14 protein-coding genes and 1 pseudogene are annotated in these 18697 nt (G+C 66.7%); 4 read left to right on the forward strand and 11 right to left on the reverse strand.

Annotated elements, in window-relative coordinates; all coding sequences use genetic code 11:
• Positions 1–173: 173 nt before the first annotated feature.
• Positions 174–338: pseudogene (locus tag CBR61_RS11595) on the reverse strand (hypothetical protein); the annotation flags it as partial.
• A gap of 82 nt (positions 339–420) precedes the next feature.
• On the opposite strand from CBR61_RS11595, the gene CBR61_RS11600 reads away from it, so the two are divergent.
• Positions 421–588 (forward strand): Flp family type IVb pilin, encoded by a 168-nt coding sequence (locus CBR61_RS11600; RefSeq protein WP_088914507.1) that lies wholly within the window; start codon positions 421–423, stop codon positions 586–588.
• 370 nt (positions 589–958) lie between these two features.
• On the opposite strand, the gene lepA is transcribed toward CBR61_RS11600, so the two are convergent.
• The 3 genes from lepA to CBR61_RS11615 all read right to left on the reverse strand — a co-directional run bounded on the left by lepA (position 959) and on the right by CBR61_RS11615 (position 7884).
• Complete coding sequence (gene lepA / locus CBR61_RS11605; protein ID WP_088914508.1) at positions 959–2776, reverse strand: translation elongation factor 4; 1818 nt, start codon at positions 2774–2776, stop codon at positions 959–961.
• Positions 2777–2843: 67 nt separating this feature from the next.
• Positions 2844–5000, reverse strand: coding sequence for a putative bifunctional diguanylate cyclase/phosphodiesterase (locus tag CBR61_RS11610; protein WP_233996719.1), 2157 nt, complete (start codon positions 4998–5000; stop codon positions 2844–2846).
• 148 nt (positions 5001–5148) lie between these two features.
• Positions 5149–7884 carry an EAL domain-containing protein gene (locus CBR61_RS11615; RefSeq protein ID WP_233996720.1) on the reverse strand — a complete coding sequence of 912 codons (2736 nt, stop codon included), beginning with the start codon at positions 7882–7884 and terminating at the stop codon, positions 5149–5151.
• A 206-nt stretch (positions 7885–8090) separates the two neighbouring features.
• Between CBR61_RS11615 and CBR61_RS11620 the strand changes: the two genes are divergently transcribed.
• Together CBR61_RS11620 and CBR61_RS11625 are read left to right on the forward strand one after the other, a co-directional pair.
• On the forward strand, positions 8091–9788 hold the full coding sequence (locus CBR61_RS11620; protein WP_088914510.1) for a PHA/PHB synthase family protein: 1698 nt from the start codon (positions 8091–8093) through the stop codon (positions 9786–9788).
• A gap of 132 nt (positions 9789–9920) precedes the next feature.
• The gene (locus CBR61_RS11625; protein ID WP_233996721.1) at positions 9921–10781 is read left to right on the forward strand and encodes an alpha/beta fold hydrolase; all 861 of its coding nucleotides are present in this window, start codon (positions 9921–9923) and stop codon (positions 10779–10781) included.
• Positions 10782–10800: 19 nt separating this feature from the next.
• Here CBR61_RS11625 and CBR61_RS11630 read toward each other — a convergent pair whose 3' ends face one another.
• Together CBR61_RS11630 and CBR61_RS11635 are read right to left on the reverse strand one after the other, a co-directional pair.
• Entirely contained in the window at positions 10801–11082 is a 282-nt protein-coding gene (locus CBR61_RS11630) for a DUF427 domain-containing protein (protein ID WP_088914512.1), read from the reverse strand.
• Between the two features lie 21 nt (positions 11083–11103).
• Positions 11104–12057: a glycerophosphodiester phosphodiesterase family protein gene (locus tag CBR61_RS11635; protein WP_088914513.1), complete on the reverse strand. Its 954-nt coding sequence runs from the start codon at positions 12055–12057 to the stop codon at positions 11104–11106.
• A gap of 101 nt (positions 12058–12158) precedes the next feature.
• Here CBR61_RS11635 and CBR61_RS11640 point away from each other — a divergent pair, with 101 nt between their 5' ends.
• Complete coding sequence (locus tag CBR61_RS11640; protein ID WP_088914514.1) at positions 12159–13925, forward strand: N-acyl-D-amino-acid deacylase family protein; 1767 nt, start codon at positions 12159–12161, stop codon at positions 13923–13925.
• 6 nt (positions 13926–13931) lie between these two features.
• On the opposite strand, the gene CBR61_RS11645 is transcribed toward CBR61_RS11640, so the two are convergent.
• The 5 genes from CBR61_RS11645 to CBR61_RS11665 all read right to left on the reverse strand — a co-directional run bounded on the left by CBR61_RS11645 (position 13932) and on the right by CBR61_RS11665 (position 18669).
• Complete coding sequence (locus CBR61_RS11645; RefSeq protein WP_088914515.1) at positions 13932–15014, reverse strand: DUF2855 family protein; 1083 nt, start codon at positions 15012–15014, stop codon at positions 13932–13934.
• 31 nt (positions 15015–15045) lie between these two features.
• Positions 15046–15678: a glutathione S-transferase family protein gene (locus CBR61_RS11650; protein ID WP_088914516.1), complete on the reverse strand. Its 633-nt coding sequence runs from the start codon at positions 15676–15678 to the stop codon at positions 15046–15048.
• On the reverse strand, positions 15675–16802 hold the full coding sequence (gene dnaN, locus CBR61_RS11655; protein ID WP_088914517.1) for a DNA polymerase III subunit beta: 1128 nt from the start codon (positions 16800–16802) through the stop codon (positions 15675–15677). Before dnaN ends, CBR61_RS11650 begins: the two co-directional genes overlap by 4 nt.
• A 167-nt stretch (positions 16803–16969) precedes the next feature.
• Complete coding sequence (gene fabG / locus CBR61_RS11660; protein ID WP_088914518.1) at positions 16970–17731, reverse strand: 3-oxoacyl-[acyl-carrier-protein] reductase; 762 nt, start codon at positions 17729–17731, stop codon at positions 16970–16972.
• Entirely contained in the window at positions 17731–18669 is a 939-nt protein-coding gene (locus tag CBR61_RS11665) for an ACP S-malonyltransferase (protein WP_088914519.1), read from the reverse strand. Before CBR61_RS11665 ends, fabG begins: the two co-directional genes overlap by 1 nt.
• Positions 18670–18697: the final 28 nt, after the last annotated feature.

Genomic DNA, 18697 nt, shown 5'->3' on the forward strand with positions numbered 1-18697 from the left:
CTCAATCTACTCGCGTGCATTATACATCAGTTACTTCGAGACAGAAAATTGATATCGCTTCGAAAGTATGTCTATCAAAAATTGCCGGAAGACTGATCTTCTTCTCCTCTTGTTTTGCGCAATCGCATGAAAGTGCAGCCCTTGGACAAACTCAAGGCAAACGGAGGGTGGGGTTACTCCTCACCCACCCTCAGCGCAGCGATAACCGCCTCGTGCGGAATGGAAACATTCCCATACTCACGCATCCGCGCCTTCCCCCTCTTCTGCTTCTCCAGCAGCTTCCTCGTCCGGGAGATATACCCGCCATAGCACTTCGCGGGCACGGCCTTGCGCCGGGCTTAATTCCCATCAACCACGCCCCGCCACGCCCGCTCAACCTTTCGCACTCACCTTCGCGCAAGCATCTGAAGGGGAAGCGCAATGTGGGCACGGTTGATCGGGGACGAGGCGGGTGCGACCGCGATCGAGTATGGGCTGATCGCCGCGCTCATCGCGCTGGCGGCGGTGATTGCGTTCCAGCAGCTCGGGCTGACGCTCGAGGGGGTGTTCAACACGATCAACGCGGCGATGTCGGGCGGGTCGGCGTGAGGCGGGATCTTCGCGGCTTCGCATGACACGTTCGGAACGCGGCGCCCGCCCCTCCGCCACCTTCGGCGGTCCCCCTCCCCTGAAGGGGAGGATTGCGGGTTAGGCAGTCAGACCCGTTCGTCCTGAACTTGCCGGAAGCGAAGCTGACCCGAAGGGTCAACGACTGTTCTTCCCTTCTGCTGCTGTGCGCGGCTCAAGAAAGTGCAGTGCTTCGACAAGCTCAGCACGAACGGGAATCAGGAAGGTTAGCCGCGGCAAAGCCGCGGCCTGCGTCGAACGGGTTGGCCTGCGGCGACCCGCCGGCCGGAATGCGGCCTCTGGCTTCTAGCTTGCCGTTCGCTGCGCGAACGTCTGCGCTAGGCGCTGGGCCTTATTCTTCCCCCATCCGCAACGCCGCAATGAACGCCTCCTGCGGGATGGAGACATTGCCATACTCCCGCATCCGCGCCTTGCCCTTCTTCTGCTTCTCGAGCAGCTTCTTCTTGCGGGTGATGTCGCCGCCGTAGCACTTGGCGGTGACGTCCTTGCGCAGGGCGGCGATGGTCTCGCGGGCGATCACCTTGCCGCCGATCGCGGCCTGGATCGGAATCTTGAAAAGATGCCGCGGAATCAAGTCTTTAAGCCGCTCGCACATGCCGCGGCCGCGCTCCTCGGCGTTGGCGCGGTGGACGATCAGGCTGAGGGCGTCGACCGGCTCGTTGTTGACGAGGATGTTCATCTTCACAAGGTCGTCCTCGCGGGTGCCGATCTGTTCGTAGTCGAAAGAGGCGTAGCCGCGCGAGATCGACTTCAGGCGGTCGTAGAAGTCGAACACCACCTCGTTGAGCGGCAGCTCGTAGGTCACCTGCGCGCGGCCGCCGACATAGGTGAGTTCGGTCTGGATGCCGCGGCGGTCCTGGCACAGCTTGAGGATTGCGCCGAGATATTCGTCGGGGGTGTAGATCACCGCCTTGATCCACGGCTCCTCGATCGACTCGATCCGGTTGGTGTCGGGCCAGTCGGCGGGGTTGTGGATGTCGATGGTCTTGGCGTCCTCGGTCTTCGAATGGCCGAGGTGGATGCGGTAGACCACCGAAGGCGCGGTGGTGATGAGGTCGAGATCGTATTCGCGGCTGAGGCGTTCCTGGATGATTTCCAGATGCAGCAGGCCGAGGAAGCCGCAGCGGAAGCCGAAGCCCAGCGCGGCGCTCGATTCCATCTCGAAGCTGAAGCTTGCATCGTTGAGGCGTAATTTGGCGATGCTCTCGCGCAGCTTCTCGAAATCGGCGGCGTCGACCGGGAAGAGCCCGCAGAACACCACCGGCTGGACTTCCTTGTAGCCCGGCAGCGCCTCGGTCGCCCCGCCCTTCACCGTGGTGATGGTGTCGCCGACGCGGGCCTGTTCGACTTCCTTGATCTGCGCGGTGATGAAGCCGATCTCGCCGGGGCCGAGTTCGGTGAGGTCGGTGCGCTTGGGGGTGAAGCAGCCGACGCGGTCAACGAGGTGCTGGGTGCCGCCCTGCATGAACTTGATGTTGAGGCCCTTGGTGAGCTTGCCGTCGATCACGCGCACGAGGATGACGACGCCGAGGTACGGGTCGTACCAGCTATCGACGAGGCTGGCCTTGAGCGGGGCTTCGGTCGTGCCCTTGGGCGGCGGGATGCGGGCGACGACGGCCTCGAGCACTTCCTCGATGCCGATGCCCGATTTGGCGGAGGCGAGCACGGCGTCCGAGGCGTCGAGCCCGATGATGTCCTCGATCTCGGCCTTGACCTTGTCGGGCTCGGCGGCGGGCAGATCGATCTTGTTGATGACGGGGACGATCTCGTGATCGTGCTCGATCGACTGGTAGACGTTGGCAAGGGTCTGGGCTTCGACCCCCTGCGCGGCGTCGACCACGAGCAGCGCGCCCTCGCAGGCGGCGAGGCTGCGGCTGACTTCGTAGGCGAAGTCGACGTGGCCTGGGGTGTCCATCAGGTTGAGCTGATAGGTCTCGCCGTTCTTGGCCTGGTAAGTGAGGCGCACGGTCTGCGCCTTAATGGTGATGCCGCGCTCCTTCTCGATGTCCATGTTGTCGAGCACCTGCTCGGACATCTCGCGCGCGGAGAGGCCTCCGGTGAACTGGATCAGCCGATCGGCTAGGGTCGACTTGCCGTGGTCGATATGCGCGATGATGGAGAAATTGCGGATGTGGGAGAGGTCGGTCATCGCCGCGCGATGTAGCGCCGGGTCACCGCATTGTCATTCGCCAAAATCGCAACACCCCCGGTGCCTCTCAGCCCCCTTCGCGAGCCGGTGCCGCGTAGCCGAACTTGGGCACCGCTCCGCCCTGGTCCATGCCGAGGAACTTGCCCGCCCCCAGAGGAGCAAGCGGCGCTCCCGCGGCGGCCAGAGCATAGGGCGAGACGCGGTTGCGGGTGCACAGCCCGCCAGAACCGTCCTCGACCAGCGACTGCTCGAACTCGAGGCCCTGCACATCGCCGTTGGAGCGGGTCACCGTCGCGACCGCGAGCTGCCCGCCGCCCAGATCGACCACGAACTGCGTGCCCTTGGGCACATCGGCCAGCCCCTGGATCAACGCCCCTGTCTTGGAGAGGTTGCGCAGCGTGACCTCGTAGGCGTAGTCGTCGTGGATCACCTGGATCTTGCGGAATACCGTGCGCCGGCGGGCACGGCGCGTGCGCTCGGCGCCGGGGTCGATCTTCCATGCACCGCCGGCCATTTCCTGATCGAGCGTACCTTCGTCCAACGGCTCGCTGAAAATCGGGCCTTCGAGATAGCGCACCCCGCAATCGGTGAGCGCGGCAAGCAGGCCCGCGCTCTCTATGCCGCCCGCCATCGTGTCCATTTGCAGAGCGCCTGCCAGCGCGACGATCGCGCGCACCAGCCCCAGTTCGCGGCCATCGTGGCGCTCGGCCTCGGCGACCAGCTTCTGGTCGATCTTGATCGCGTCGAACGGCGCGCGGCGCAGATAGGCGAGCGAGGAATAGCCGCTGCCGAACTCGTCGAGCGTCAGGCGCACCCCGAGCTTGAACAGCGCCGCCAGCGTGCGGTCAACGACGCTCGTATCGCCGAAGAACACCGCCTCGCTGATCTCGAGCTCGAGACGCGCGGGCGCAACGCCGGCGGCCTCTATGGCGGCCGCCACGATCTCGACGAAGTCGTCGGCGAGGAACAGCACGACCGGCACGTTGACCGCGATCCGGACACTCTCCGGCCATAGCGCAGCTCGCGCGCAGGCGGCGGCGATCGCCCAGCGGCCGACATCGCCGAGCAGCGCCGAGCCCTCGACGATCTGGGCAAACTCCTCCTCGTCGATCACGCCGCGGTCGGCATGGTTCCAGCACACATGCGCCTCGAGCGAGGCGACCGCGCCACCCGTCGCCTCCACGATCGGTTCGAAGCGCAGGAACAGCTGCTGCTCGCGCAGCGCGGTCCCGAGGTCCTGTTCGAGCCGGCGGCGGAAGATCGTCTCGTTCTCGAGATCGCCCGAGAAGAAGCGGTACTGCGCCCGCCCGCCGTTCTTGGCGGCATAGAGCGCGAGGTCGGCCGCTCGCACGATCTGATCGCGGGTGACGCCGTCATGCGGGGCGATGGCAATCCCGACCGAAGCGCCGATCACGCAGCGCCCGTCCTCGAGACTGTAGGGTTGGCGCAGCATGGTGATGATCTTCGTCGCCAGCTCGCCCAGCACCCCGCGGTCGTCGATGTCGGGGAGCATCACCTGGAACTCGTCACCGCCCAGCCGTCCGATCTCGCATTCGCGGTCGATCGCGCGCGTGAGGCGGCTTGCCACCTGCTTGAGCAGGGCATCGCCCGCCGCATGGCCGAGCGTGTCGTTGACGTGCTTGAAGCGGTCGAGATCGATCATCATCACCGCGCAGTTGCGCCGCGCCGCCTTGAAGGCGGTCAGGGTCGCCTCGATCTGGTGCGCCATGCGGTGCCGGTTGGAGAGGCCCGTGAGCGAATCATAGCGCGCCAGCCGCGCGGTCTCCTCCTCGCGGTGGTACTCCTCGGTGATGTCGGCGCCGGTCCCGCGGAAGCCGAGGAACTCGCCGGTCGTGCCGGTCACCGGCTGGCCGGACAGGCGCAGCACCGCGCCCTCGGGCCGACGCGCCGCCCGCACCGCCATGCCCGCAAAGGCCTTGTGCGCACCCAGCATCAACGCAAGCGACTTGCCGCGTTCCTCTCGGTCTGCGGCGGCGAAGATGGTGGTGAGCGGTTGACCGATCAGCTCCTCGAGCGGCAAGTCGAGCCGCGTCGCGATTGCGCCGGAAAGGTAGGTCAGCTGCCCGCTCGCATTGCTCGCCCAGAACCAGCCGAGGCCCGACTGCTCGAGATCGTCGAGCATGGCGAGCCGCTCCCCGTCGGACAGTGACGAGACGGCAATCGGCGAACCCCCGCGCACGGCGGCGGGGCTGCGGGAAGACAAGAGACCCTTAAGGGACATCTCGCGGTCGAACCTCCAAACCTCGGGCGGCAGGCGCTGACACGCCGCCGCACCGTGTTTGCCAAGGCCTAAACCCCGATGGTTATTATTCCGCTAAAGCGGCTCGCTAACGCGGCGCTAACCGCAGGGGTTACCAGCCGCCGGTGCCGGTGGCCTGGGTGGCCGGCCCCTTGAGCACGGCGAAGCTGCCGTCGGCGCGGCGCTTCAGCGGAGCATGGAATTCGATCCCCACGCGGTTCTCACGCGACCAGCGCACCTGCGCCGTGACCGACTTTTCGGCCGAGAACTCGACCCGCACCGTGCTGCCTGCGGGCATGTTCCACAGACCCTCGATCATAGCCCCGCTTTCCGAGATGTTGCGCAGCGTCGCGTTGAGGCGGTTGCCGTTGTGGACCACCACCACCCGGCGCAGCAGGTTCTGGCGCGGCGCACGGGCCGATTGCGGACCATCGGCCTCGGCGATGAGATCGCCCGAGACCAGCGCGGTCGCATCGGAGGCGTTCATCGGCTTGAAGTAGATGTAGCCCTGGATGTGGCTGCACCCGAGCAGGCGGACGAGCTCGAGCTCGTCGAGCGTCTCCACGCCTTCCGCCGTGGTATCCATGTGCAGCGCCTCGGCCAGTGAGGTGATCGAGGCGATGATCGCGCCGTTGCGGCTGCCCTCTTCGGTCGCGCCCTGCACGAAGCTGCGGTCGATCTTGATCTTGTCGAACGGCGCCTTCTTCAGATAGCCGAGCGAGGAATAGCCGGTGCCGAAGTCATCGAGCGCAAGCCGCACGCCGACGCGCTTCAGGGCCTTGAACATCGCGTCCGTGCCCTGGCTGTCGTTGAGGAACACGCTTTCGGTGATTTCCAGCTCGAGCCGGGAAGGCGCGACGCCGCTGTGCGCCAGCGCATTGGCGACGATGGTCGGCAGGTCAGGGTTGGCGAACTGGAGCGCCGAGACGTTGACCGCGCAGCGGATCGCGCGCGGCCAGCGGGCAAGGTCGGCGCAGGCCGTGCGCAGCGCCCATTGACCGATGCGGTCAATGAGCCCTGCATCCTCGGCAATCGGCACGAACTTGGCCGGGCTGATCCAGCCGCGCTTGGGGTGGTTCCAGCGCATCAGCGCCTCGAAGCCGACGATCTTCTCGTTCGCGGCATAGACGACAGGCTGGTAGTAGAGCTCGAGCTCGCCCTTGGCGATCGCCTCGCGCAGGTCCTGTTCGAGCTCGGCGCGTTCTTCGGCGGCGGCGTGGAGGTCCTCGGCGTAGAAGCGGAACACCCCGCGCCCGGCATCCTTGGCGGCGTAAAGCGCGAGGTCGACGTTGCGGATCAGCTCGTCGCTGTTGGCACCATGCTCAGGCGCAAGCGCGATGCCGACCGATGCGCCGATCACCACGCTCTGGCCCTGGATCGAATAGGGCTGCGAAAGCGAGGCGATGATTTCCTGCGCCATGTTGCCCAGCGCGTTGCGGCTCTGATGGCCGGGAACGATCACCTGGAACTCGTCGCCGCCCAGACGTCCGCAGCGCCCCGCCCCGCCGATGGCCCGCTCTAGGCGCTGGGCGACCTGCTTGAGCAGGGCATCGCCCGCCGGGTGGCCGAGGGTATCGTTGACGTGCTTGAAGCGGTCGAGATCGAGCATCAGCACTGCGCAGGCGCGTTCGCGTCCGCTCGGGGCCGCGAGGATCTGTTCGAGCGCCTGGCTCATCTGCACGCGGTTGGCGAGGCCGGTGAGCGAATCGTAATGCGCGAGGCGCGAGACCTGCTGCTCGGAACGGCGCTTCTCGGTCAGGTCGGTGCCGTGGCCGCGGAAGCCGCAGAAGTTCTTGTAGCTGTCGTAGACCGGTCGGCCCGCGAGCGCCCACCAGCGTTCATCGCCCGTCGTCGCGGCGCGCACCTCGACATCGTGGAAGGCCGAACGGGCGGACAGATGGAAGGCCAGCGTGCGCTCGGCATCGGCGGCGCCCTGGGAGGGGTCGACGATCTCGCTCAGCGGGCAGCCGACCACTTCGTCGGCCGTCTTGCCCAGCACCAGCGCGGCCTTGGGCGAGATGTAGGTGATGAGCCCGCGGCGGTCGGTTTCCCAGAACCAGCCCTGCCCGGTCTCCTCGAAGCTGCGCAGGATGTCCTCGGCGCGGGCGGCAACGCGCTCGCGGGCCTCGCGAGCGAGGCGGCGGCGCTGTGCGGCTTTCCATTCGAGCCGTGCGATCAGCGCGAGAGTCAGCGCGGCGGCGAAAACGGCAGCGAGGGTGACTGCCTCGGGCACGAGCAGCGCAAAGCCCGCCCAACTCGCGATCTTGGCGCAGAACAGCGAGATGATACGCATGTCGAACAGGGCGGCGGCGGCGGCGTTGATGCATACCAGCGTGCCGATCGCCCATTGCCAGGGCAGCCCCTCGCTCACCCACATCGCGAGCGCGATCCCCGCGCATGCCATCGGCAGCACGATCCCCACCCCCACGATGCCGAGGCGCAGCGCGCTGGCCTTCTCGGCCTGCCGCTCGGTCGCGGCAAAGAGCGAGCCGCAGGCGAACAGCGCCGCCGAGGCGAGCGCGAAGCTGAGCGTGATGGTGGAGGGAAGACCCTGGTGCACCACCAGCGCCATCCCGAAGGCGGCAAGCAGGAACATGGTCATGCCGCCCGCCTCGCGCGGAAGGAAGAAGTTCTGCTCGCTTGCGGGTTCGTCGATCGCCTGCTGGAGGCCGCCTGCGCGTTCCGCTTTCAGGCGCTCCGGACCGCGACGCTCCCCGCGGCCGCGCTGGTCCGAGCTTGCAGCCTCGCCCGCGGCCTGCCGCGCGGTGGCGACAGACCGCAGATCGCGTCCCGAACCGAGCGGGCGCGGATTGTGCGTTGCGAATTTGCGGATTGGTTCCCCGGCCATCACCCTTCCATGCCATGGGTTCGCCTAGAAAATCGTTAATGGCGATCGGTGATTCCGGCCGCTTTCGCACCTTTCCCGGGACCGCGATCCGCGCCCTCGCCCGCTTGCAACTTGGGTCGCCGCGATGCATTCTGAGCTCCGAGACCGCGTTAACCCGGTGCCGCTCAGGACGGGTGAAACGCAAGGTCGTGAGAAAAGGGGATCCCATGGCAAGCAGCAAAGTGAAGCTCGAGAACGAGGCAGCCCAGTCCACCAATGCGCTGGGGCCGCTGATCGGCGTGGCGCGGGAGGATTTCGTCAGCGCCGTCGCCCTGCTCCTGCGCGAGACCGCCTCCGATCCTTCGCGCTTCATCCGCCATTCCACCGCGATGGCGCAGGACATGGTCAAGATCATGACCGGCAAGAGCGACCTTGCCCCGGACCCCAAGGACAAGCGGTTCATGGATCCGGCCTGGCAGTACAACCCCTTCTTCCGCGCCGGCGCGCAATATTACCTCGCCGTGCAGAAGGGGATGAAGAACTGGCTCGAGGACCTCGAGCTCGACGAGCTCGAGCGCAACCGCGCGAACTTCATCGCCAACATCATCCTCGACGGCCTCGCCCCCACCAACACGCTGGTCGGCAACCCCACGGCGCAGAAGCAGATCATCAATTCGGGCGGCCTCAGCCTCATCAAGGGCCTGCAGAACGCCTATAACGACATCGTCCACAACAAGGGGATGGTGAGCCAGGTCGACAAGCGCCCGTTCAAGCTGGGCGAGAACGTCGCGACCTCGAAGGGCGCGGTGGTCTATCGCGACGAGATGATGGAGCTGATCCAGTATGCCCCCTCGACCGAGGAGGTTTACGAGGTCCCGCAGCTGACCATTCCGCCGCAGATCAACAAGATGTATATCAACGACTTGAGCCCCGACAAATCGGTGGTCAAGTGGCAGGTCGACAACGGCATCCAGACCTTCGTGATCTCGTGGCGCAACCCCAGCAAGGATCAGGGCCACTGGGGCATGGACGAATATATCGCCGCCTGCGAGAAGGCGCTTGAGGTGGTGTCCTCGATCACCGGCTCGAAGAAGGTCAACGTCTCGGCCGGGTGCTCGGGCGGGCAGACCGCCTCGGTGCTCGCCTCGAAGCTCGCCGCGACGGGCAATCCGATCCTCGGAACGCTGACGCTGATGGTCTGCGTGCTCCACCCCAAGCCCACCGACATCGAGGCCGGCTCGCTCGTCTCCGAGAACGGGATGCAGCTCGCCCGCCAGCGCGCGATGAAGCAGGGCGTGATCAAGGCCGACGACCTCGCGCGCGGCTTTGCCTGGCTGCGCCCGAACGACCTCATCTGGAACTACGTCATCAACAACTACCTGCTGGGTCAGGATCCGCCGGCCTTCGACGTGCTGTTCTGGAACGCGGACGCGACCAACCTGTCTTCCAGCCTGATGGGCGACTTCCTCACGCTGTTCGAAACCCTCGCCTTCACCAAGAAGGGCGAAGTCGAGATGGCCGGGCACAAGATCGATCTTTCCAAGGTCACCGCTGACCTGTTCATCCTCGGCGGGGTGACCGACCACATCACCCCGTGGAAGGCGACCTACCGTTCGACCCAGCTGTTCGGATCGAAGGACGTGACCTACGTGCTCTCGCAAAGCGGCCACATGCAGGCGATCCTCAACCCGCCGACCAACCCCAAGGCGAAGTATTTCGTCCAGAAGAAGGCCGGCAAGCTCCCCGCCACCGCCGACGAGTGGCTGGCCGGGGTCGAGGAGGTCAAGGGCAGCTGGTGGCCGTTGTGGATGGAATGGGTGCAGAAGCGTTCGGGCAAGAAGAAACCCGCCCCCGCCGCTCTCGGCAACGACACGTTCCAGCCCGGCGACCCGGCCCCGGGACTCTACGTCGTCGAAGAAGTCTGATAGAGGAGCCTCGCGCCGGGGCCGTTCCCACAGCGGAACGGCGGCGCACCATTTGTGGGCGCGCGCGCTATGGGATCGGTGTGCGCGCCCAACCCGTCCCCTCTCCCGGGGGCGCAGAAAGGACGTGAATACGTGACCAATCCCATGGACGATGCCATCGTCACGATGGAGCAAGTGGGCGGCCGGACGCTACGGACTGCGGCCTGGCGGCTCGACATGCCCTCCGATCACCTGCCGGTGCTGTTCTTCAACGGCATCGGGGCGAATATCGAGGCCGTGGCCCCGCTCGCCGCCTCCCTGCCCGAGCGCGGGTTCCTGATGTTCGACATGCCGGGGACGGGCGAATCGCCCGATCCGCTGATCCCCTACAACCCCTTCACCATGAGCTGGACCGCCGCCGAGCTGCTCGGCAAGTACGGGCTCGATGAGGTCGACGTGATGGGCGTCTCGTGGGGCGGCGCGATGGCGCAGCACTTCGCGCTCCAGCACCCCAAGCGCACCCGGCGGCTCACGCTGATCGCGACCACCCCGGGGATGCTGATGGTGCCGGGCAATCCGGCTGCCTTCACCAAGATGGCCGACCCGCGCCGCTACATCGATCCCGAGTTCATGAACGAGCATTTCGCCACGCTCTACGGCGGGGTGGACCGGGACGGCGCCAGCCACCAGAAGGACAGCCACATCGGGCGGCTGAAGCCCCCTTCCCCGCGCGGCTACATGTATCAGCTGATGTGCATGATGGGCTGGACCAGCCTGCCCGCCCTGCCCTTCATGAAGAAGGAAACCCTGATCATGATGGGCGAGGACGACAAGATCGTCCCCGTCATCAACGGCCGGATCCTGAAGGCGATGATCCCCAATTCGCGGCTCGTCACCTTCGCCGGCGGCGGGCACCTGTTCCTTCTGACCCATGCCGACGAGAGCGTCGCCGCGATCCGCGAATTCCTGGATGCGCCGGAGACCGCGAAGGAAGCGAAACGCGCAGCCGCCTGACGCTGCGTGCGGGCTTCGGTCAGCCCACCACCACCCCGCGCCAGAAGGCGACGTGGTTCTTGATCCGGGCGGCAGCGTCCTTCGGTTCGGGATAGTACCACGCGGCGTCGGGGTTGGTCGCCCCGTGCACGACGATGCTGTGGTAATGCGCGGTGCCCTTCCACGGGCAGACCGTCATCGTGGCGCTTGGGGCGAGCACGGCGGGATCGACGGCTTCCCGCGGGAAGTAGTGGTTGCCTTCGACCACGATGGTCGCGTCGCTCTCGGCAATCACCGCACCGTTCCAGATTGCCTTGACCATTGCCCGTTCTCCCCTTGCGCCTTATTCGCCCCGGCTGACCCCGCACTGCCCTGCCTTGGGCAGCCGCCCCGCCTCGGCAAGCGCTGCAGCGGCCTCGCGCGGGCGGTCGGTGGCGAGGATGTCGACACCCTCCTTGCCGAGTTCGGCATAGCGTTCTTCCATGCCCAGCCGCGCGATCACCGCGTCGATCGAACGCGGCGGGCGGCCCAGGGTGCCGAAGATCACCTCGATATCGGCCTTGTCGAGTTCGCTGTAGAGCTCCGGCCGCGGCAGGCGCGTCCCGGTGAAGGCGACCATGCGCTCCTCGGGGATGCCCGCCGCCGCCAGCGCGGCGACATCGCCGGGCTCGTCGATCGAGACCGACAGCAGCATTTCGGGCGCGGCTCGGTGCAAGGCGGCGGCCTGTTCGACTGAATAGGCGATCAGGATCACGCCGCGCTCCATCCCCGCCGCGCGGATCGCGGCGACGACCTTGCCGTAATCGGCAGAGCGCTTGAAATCGATCTGGAGCACGGTGCGCCCCTTCGCCCATTGCAGCGCCTCGGCAAGAGTCGGGATGGCGTAGGGCGTGACCCAGCCCCAATTGTCCTTCAGCTTCAGCTGGCTGAGCGTCGCCCAGCTTTGCGCCGCCGCCTCGCCCGTGCCGGTGGTGGTGCGATCGAGCCGGTCGTCGTGCAGCAGGAACAGCACGCCGTCGGCGCTTTGTCCGACATCGACTTCCATGATCGCGGGCGCGGCCATCAGCAGCGCGTCCATCGTCGGGATGGCATTTTCCGGCAGTCCCGGCGTCGGCCCGCCGCGATGGCCGGACACCAGCGTCTGCCCGGCGGCCTCGAAGCAATCGAGCATGGCCGAAAGATCGCTCTCCGGCGCCAGCCGCCATGCGCCCGTATCCTGCGCGGCGAGCGGCGCCGAGAGTGCGGCCCATGCCGCAAGTCCTGCAAATCCGATGCGAAAAACCCGTTTGCGACCCATCTCGTCACCCTTGTCTCACGATGCACTTCGTCCGCTGGCGCGAGGCCCTCTTGCCGGGCCGCCCGCTTTGCGACATCCTCGCCCCATAAGGGAGAGACAGAATGGCGCAATACGACCTGATCATCCGGGGCGGCACGATCGTGGACGGGACAGGCAGCCCCTCCTTCACCGGCGATGTGGCAGTGAAGGACGGGCTGATCGCGGCGGTGGGGCGGATTATCGGGAGCGCGCCCGATGAGATCGACGCCACCGGCATGATCGTCGCCCCCGGCTTCGTCGACATCCACACCCATTATGACGGGCAGGCGACCTGGGATCAGGAGATGGCGCCATCGAGCTGGCACGGGGTGACGACGGTCGTCATGGGCAATTGCGGCGTCGGCTTCGCCCCGGCGCGCCCCGACCGCCACGATTGGCTGATCAGCCTGATGGAAGGCGTGGAGGACATCCCCGGCACGGCGCTCGCCGAAGGGATCACCTGGGACTGGGAGACTTTCCCCGAATATCTCGATGCGCTGGAGAAGCTCCCCCGCACGGTCGATGTCGGCACCCATGTGCCCCACGGGGCGGTGCGCGCCTATGTGCTGGGGGACCGCGAGCAGCCCGGCGCGGTGCCCACGGCGGAGGACATCGCCGAGATGAGCCGGATCGTCGAGGAGGGTGTGCGCGCGGGCGCGCTCGGCTTCTCGACCTCCCGCACGGTGCTCCACAAGTCGGTCGATGGCGAGCTCGTCCCCGGCACCACCGCCACGGCCGAGGAACTGATCGCCATCGGCCGCGCAATGGGCCGCGCCCGGGCGGCAGGCGGCCATGCGGTGTTCGAGATCGCCAGCGACCTGAAGCGCGAGTGGAACGAATTCGGCTGGATGGGGCAATTGAGCCGCGAGGCGGGCATCCCCGTCACCTTCGCTGCGCTGCAATCTATCGCCAAGGAGATGTCGCTGGGCGAGCAGATCGACGCCATGCGCGCCGAGAACGACAATGGTGCGAACATCGTCGCCCAGATAGCACTTCGTGGCAATGGCATTGTCATGGCATGGCAAGGTACTGTCCACCCCTTCCGCTTCCGGCCGAGCTGGATGGCGATCGCCGACCTGCCGTGGGAGGAACAGAAGGCAATGCTCCTCGACCCCGTCTTCAAGGCGCAGATGCTCGCCGAGCCGAACGACTACGCCGATGCCCCCAAGGACATCGGCGGGGTGGTGATGGCGATCAGCATGGGCTGGACGCTGCAATACGAGATGGATCCCGATTTCGACTACGAACCGGGCCCCGAGGCGAGCATCAACGCCCGCGCCGCGGCGGCGGGGGTGTCGCCGCAGGAGTATGCCTACGACCTGCTCTGCCGCGACGATGGCAGGGGTTTCATCTACCTGCCGATCCTCAACTACGCCGACGGTAATCTCGATTTCCTGCACCCGCTCCAGCATGCCGACGACACGGTGAACTCGCTCTCGGACGGCGGCGCACATTGCGGGACGATCTGCGATGCCGCCTCGCCGACCTTCATGCTCGAACACTGGGTGAAGGGCCGCAGGCGGGGCGCGCGGATTGCCCTTGAACAGGCGATCAAGCGCCAGTGCCGCGACACGGCAGTGCTCTACGGGCTCGAGGATCGCGGGCTGATCCAGCCGGGCTATCTCGCCGATATCAACGTGATTGATCTGGAGCGATTGAAGCTCGGCAAGCCGTGGCTCGCCTTCGACCTGCCGGCGGGCGGCAAGCGCCTGCTCCAGAAGGCGGAAGGCTATGTCGCCACGATCAAGAGCGGTGTCGTCACCTTCCGGCGCGGGCAGTGGACGGGCGCGACCCCCGGCGGCGTGATCCGCGGGCCGCAGCGGATGGATCTGGCCGAGGCGGCGGAGTAGGCCGCGTCAGGGTTCGATCACGATGCCCTTGGCCGGGTCGATCTGCCCGGCCGCCATCGTGGTGAACACGTCACGCGCCGATTCCAAGCCGGCGTGCCGCTCGATCGCGATCGTGCCCTCGGCGGCCTCGAGGAAATCGCGCCAGGCGGCCGCGACCAGCCTGCCGCCTTCATCGGCCCCGTGCGCCTTGAAGAAGGCGACCGCGTGGTCGGGCGCGAAGAACAGCTGCGGCTTGGGTCCGGGCAGCGGCTCGTGCTTGCCGAACACCGAGCGCGCCTCGATGTGGGTCGCGCCGACCAGCACCGACTGCGCCAGCGCGTCCTCGAAATGGCGATGGATGCGGGCGAGGAGATCGGCATTCCCCGCAAAGTCGACACTGACGCTGCGCAGAACCGCAAGCTTGTCGAGATCGTCATAGGCGAGCACCTCGTCATACAGCCCGCTCGCTTCGACGAAGCCGACATTGCCCTTCGAGGTCAGCCCGATCCGCCTGATCTGCGGCGAGGATTGGCGCGCGACGCTCGCCAGCCCCATCGCGGTCTTCGACGAGGCGCTGGTGACCACCAGCTGTTCGGCCCCGAACCACCCTTCTCCGCGCAGGAAGTATTCGATCAGGAACCCGGTGCGGAACAGCGGCCCGAAGATCATCCGCTCCGCCTCACGCGCAGGATCGTGCTCCGGGTCGGCAGCGAGGCGGGTGTAGCTGTTGTAGACCGGGCTCATCGGCTGGCGATGCTCCGCGGTGTCGGAAAACCCGCCCGGCGTGACGCGGCCGGGGATCACGTCGAGGTGGCTCGCCATCGGCAGGTAGCCATAGACCCGCTCGCCCACCGCGATCTCGGGGTGGCGGCTCTCGATCACCCGGGCATGGCCCCACATCGGGACGATGCCGAAGCCTTCGGGAGCGGAGAAGAAGTCCCAATATTTGAACCCGTCGCCAACCACCGCATAGGTGACGTTGTTGGCGGTGACCGAGAAGCTCTCGATCGCCAGCCTCACGGCGCCTTCGGCGAGCGGGCCGAGCGGCACCTCGGCGAGCGCCGCCTGCGTCAACGCGGCCTTGCGGACATGGACTTGCGTGATGTTCATGGCATTTCTCCCTCTTCCCCGCCCTAGCCGCTCAGGGCTCGCTTTCCCAGCGTGTCGCGGCGATCGACGGACGCGCGCGGCACATCTCGAGCCACGCCAGCAACCGGTCGCATTGCGAAATTCCCGCCTGCCCCTGCGGCGTCAGCTCGACCGAGCGCACCATCGGATAGAGGAACACGTCGGCGAGCGTGAAGCCGTGGCGGGTCCATGCCCCGTCCGCCGCCAGCTCGCCCTCGAGGAAGCCGAGCGCCCGGCTGATCGCGGGAAGCGCGCGCTCGATGGTCTCGCGCTCGAGCGGGAAACCGGCGACGCGGTGCATCACCCAGGGCATCACCAGTCCGCGCTCGAACAGCGGGAAGAGGTAGTTGTTGGCGACGGCGATCCACTTGTCGGTCATCGCCCGCGCCGCCGGATTGGCGGGCTGGAGCGCGCCGGCGTTGTGGGCATTGTCGATGTATTGGGTGATCGCGACGCTCTCGATGAGTTCCAAGCCGTCGATCTCGACAACCGGAACCTTGCCGAAAGGGTGGCGGTTGGCAGGCGAATGGGCGGCGGTGGCGATCACCTCATGCGACAGCCCCGCCTCCTCGCAGGCGATCTGGCAGATGCGGGTATAGGTCGAGATGACCGTCCCGAAGATGCGGACCTGTGCGGGCGCCGTCACACCCGCATCGGCATCAGCACATAGAGCGCCCGGGCCTGTTCGTTCTCGCGGATCAGGGTCGGCGCGCCGGCGTCGGCAAGGTGCAGTTCCACGGTGTCGCTGTCGATCTGGCCGAGGATGTCCTTGAGGTAATTGGCGTTGAAGCCGATCTCGAGCCCTTCGGCCTTGTAGTCGGCCATCAGTTCCTCGGCCGCCGTGCCGTTGTCGGGCGAAGTGACCGAGAGCGTAACGCGGTCATTGTCGAGCCCGATCTTGACTGCGCGGGTCTTCTCCGTGGCGATGGTGGCGACGCGGTCGACGCCCGAATAGAACAGCTTGGGATCGACCTTGAGGAGCTTGTCGTTCGCGGTCGGAATCACGCGGCTGTAATCGGGGAAGGTCCCGTCGATCAGCTTCGAGGTCAGCACCACGCCGCCCTCGCCGCCTAACGTGAAGCGGATCTTGCTGGCGGAAAGGTCGACCAGCACGTTACCGTCCAGTGCCTCTTCGAGCAGCTTGCGCAGTTCGCCCACGGCCTTTCGCGGCACGATCACGTCAGGCATCCCGGCAGCGCCTTCAGGGCGCGGCAGGGTGAACCGCGCGAGACGGTGGCCGTCCGTGGCGGCGGCCTTCAGGAGCGGCTCGTCCTCGTCGGTGACGTGCAGGAAGATGCCGTTGAGGTAATAGCGGGTTTCCTCGGTCGAGATCGCGAAACGGGTGCGGTCGATCAGTTCGGCCAGCATCCGCGCGGGCAATTCGAAGCTGGTCGGCAGGTCGCCCTCGACGATCACCGGGAAATCGTCGCGCGGCAAGGTTGGCAGCTTGAAGTTCGAGCGGCCCGCCTTGACTTCCAGACGGTTGTCGTTGGTCGTGAGGCTGACCTGGCTCCCCTCGGGCAGCTTGCGGGCAATGTCGAACAGCAGGTGCGCCGAGACGGTGATCGCGCCGGGCTGGTCGATCGAGGAGGCGGCCATGGTCTCCACGACCTGAAGATCGAGGTCGGTCGCCATCACCCGCACGCTGCCGCCGTCGCTTGCGTCGATCAGCACGTTCGACAGGATCGGGATGGTGTTGCGGCGCTCCACCACGGATTGAACGTGGGAAAGGCACCGCAGCAGCGTCGCGCGTTCGATCGTGGCCTTCATCGCTTGTCCCTATCGGTCTACGGGTCTTGCGCGGAGAGACGAGGAATCGCCCCCAAGCGCCGGAAAGTGCGCAAAACCTTAGCGCGCGCGACAATACGGGCAAGGAGGCGCAATTGCGAGGGGCGACTCCGTTGGGGATAAGGGCGCCGGGGAGGCCCCCGCCCGGCTCAGAGCATCGCCATTCCGCCGTTCACGTGCAGGGTTTCGCCGGTCACGTAGGCCGCCTCGCGGCTGGCGAGAAAGGCGACCGCGGCGCCGATTTCCGCGCCCTCGCCCATCCGGCCCATCGGGATGCGGCCATTGATCGCGGCCTGCTGCTTCTCGTCCAAGGCGGCAGTCATGGCGGTGCGGATGAAGCCTGGGGCGACGCAGTTGGCGGTGATCCCGCGGCTGGCGACTTCCTGCGCGAAGGCCTTGGTCATGCCGGTGAGGCCGGCCTTGGCGGCGCAGTAGTTCATCTGGCCCGGATTGCCGGTCGCGCCGACCACCGAGGTGATGTTGACGATCCGCCCGAAGCGCGCCTTCATCATTGGCTTGGCAGCAGCCCGCATAAGGCGGAAGGCGGCTTCGAGGTTGATGCGGATCACCTGATCCCATTCCTCGTCCTTCATCCGCATCCCGAGGTTGTCGCGGGTGATGCCGGCGTTGTTCACCAGGATGTCCATGCTGCCGAGCGTGTCGAGCATCGCCGGCACGAGTTCCTCGACCTGCGTGGTGTTTCCGAGGTCGCAGGTGATCTCGACATGGCCGTCATGATCGTGATGCGGATAGGTCTCGTTCAGTTCGTCGCGGAAGGCGCGCAGCTTCGCCGCGTTCGACCCCGACAACGCGAGGCGTGCGCCCTGCGAGGCCAGCGCATGGGCGATGCTCGACCCGATCCCCCCGCTCGCGCCGGTGACCAGCGCATTCATGCCCTTCAACGAAAACATCACAGGGTCTCCTTCGCGAAGGCCTCGAGGTCCTGCATGGTCACGAGGCTGGTCACTTGCGCCTCTCGGTCGGTGCGACTGACCATCGGGCCGACCACCTTTCCGCCAAGCTCGACGAAGCTTTCTACCCCGTCCGCCCGCATGGCAAGCACGCTTTCGCGCCAGCGCACGCGGCCGGTGACCTGCTCGACCAGCAAGGCGCGCTCCTCCTCGGGGTCGGTGACGGGCGCGGCGGTGACGTTGGCGTAGAGCGGCAGGGCAAGCGGCCCGGGCGGGGTCGCGGCAAGGGCATGGGCCATCCGCTCAGCGGCGGGGCCCATCAGCGAGGAGTGGAAGGGCGCAGAAACGTTGAGGATCATGCCGCGCTTGATCCCGTGCTCCTTGGTCAGCGCCACGGCGCGCTCGATCGCGCCGGTGTGGCCGGAAAGAACGACCTGCGAGGGATCGTTGTCGTTGGCGACCTCGCACACCTCGCCTTGCGCGGCGGCTTCGGCGAGTGCCTTCGCCTGTTCGATATCGGCGCCCAGCAGCACCGCCATCGTGCCCTCGCCCACCGGCACCGCCGCCTGCATCGCCCAGCCGCGCAACTTGAGAAGGCGCGCGGTGTCGGCGAGCTTGAAGGCGCCGATCGCGGCAAGCGCGGTGTATTCGCCGAGCGAATGGCCGGCGACGCAGTGCCCGTGCTCGGCAAGCTTCACGCCGAAGTCCTTCTCCAGCACCCGCAGGGTGGCGATGGCATTAGCCATGATCGCCGGCTGCGCGTTCTCGGTGAGCGTCAGCCGATCCTCCGGCCCGTCGCGCATCAGGGCAAAGAGGTTCTGCCTCAGCGCCTCGTCGACCTCGCCGAAGACGTCGCGGGCGGCTGCACTCGCGGCAGCGAGCTCCGTGCCCATGCCGACCTTCTGGCTGCCCTGCCCCGGAAAAAGAAACGCGCGCATGTCTGGCCCCGTCCGTTGTCGTTTTGTG

It is taken from the genome of Porphyrobacter sp. CACIAM 03H1, assembly GCF_002215495.1.
Taxonomy (GTDB): Bacteria; Pseudomonadota; Alphaproteobacteria; order Sphingomonadales; family Sphingomonadaceae; genus Erythrobacter.

Excerpts from the sequence above, each read along its gene's own strand:
- CBR61_RS11600 (WP_088914507.1), top strand. The coding sequence starts at position 421 with ATGTGGGCACGGTTGATCGGGGACGAGGCGGGTGCGACCGCGATCGAG.
- lepA (WP_088914508.1), bottom strand. The coding sequence starts at position 2,776 with ATGACCGACCTCTCCCACATCCGCAATTTCTCCATCATCGCGCATATC.
- CBR61_RS11615 (WP_233996720.1), bottom strand. The coding sequence starts at position 7,884 with ATGGCCGGGGAACCAATCCGCAAATTCGCAACGCACAATCCGCGCCCG.
- CBR61_RS11620 (WP_088914510.1), top strand. The coding sequence starts at position 8,091 with ATGGCAAGCAGCAAAGTGAAGCTCGAGAACGAGGCAGCCCAGTCCACC.
- CBR61_RS11630 (WP_088914512.1), bottom strand. The coding sequence starts at position 11,082 with ATGGTCAAGGCAATCTGGAACGGTGCGGTGATTGCCGAGAGCGACGCG.
- CBR61_RS11635 (WP_088914513.1), bottom strand. The coding sequence starts at position 12,057 with ATGGGTCGCAAACGGGTTTTTCGCATCGGATTTGCAGGACTTGCGGCA.
- CBR61_RS11640 (WP_088914514.1), top strand. The coding sequence starts at position 12,159 with ATGGCGCAATACGACCTGATCATCCGGGGCGGCACGATCGTGGACGGG.
- CBR61_RS11645 (WP_088914515.1), bottom strand. The coding sequence starts at position 15,014 with ATGAACATCACGCAAGTCCATGTCCGCAAGGCCGCGTTGACGCAGGCG.
- dnaN (WP_088914517.1), bottom strand. The coding sequence starts at position 16,802 with ATGAAGGCCACGATCGAACGCGCGACGCTGCTGCGGTGCCTTTCCCAC.
- fabG (WP_088914518.1), bottom strand. The coding sequence starts at position 17,731 with ATGTTTTCGTTGAAGGGCATGAATGCGCTGGTCACCGGCGCGAGCGGG.
- CBR61_RS11665 (WP_088914519.1), bottom strand. The coding sequence starts at position 18,669 with ATGCGCGCGTTTCTTTTTCCGGGGCAGGGCAGCCAGAAGGTCGGCATG.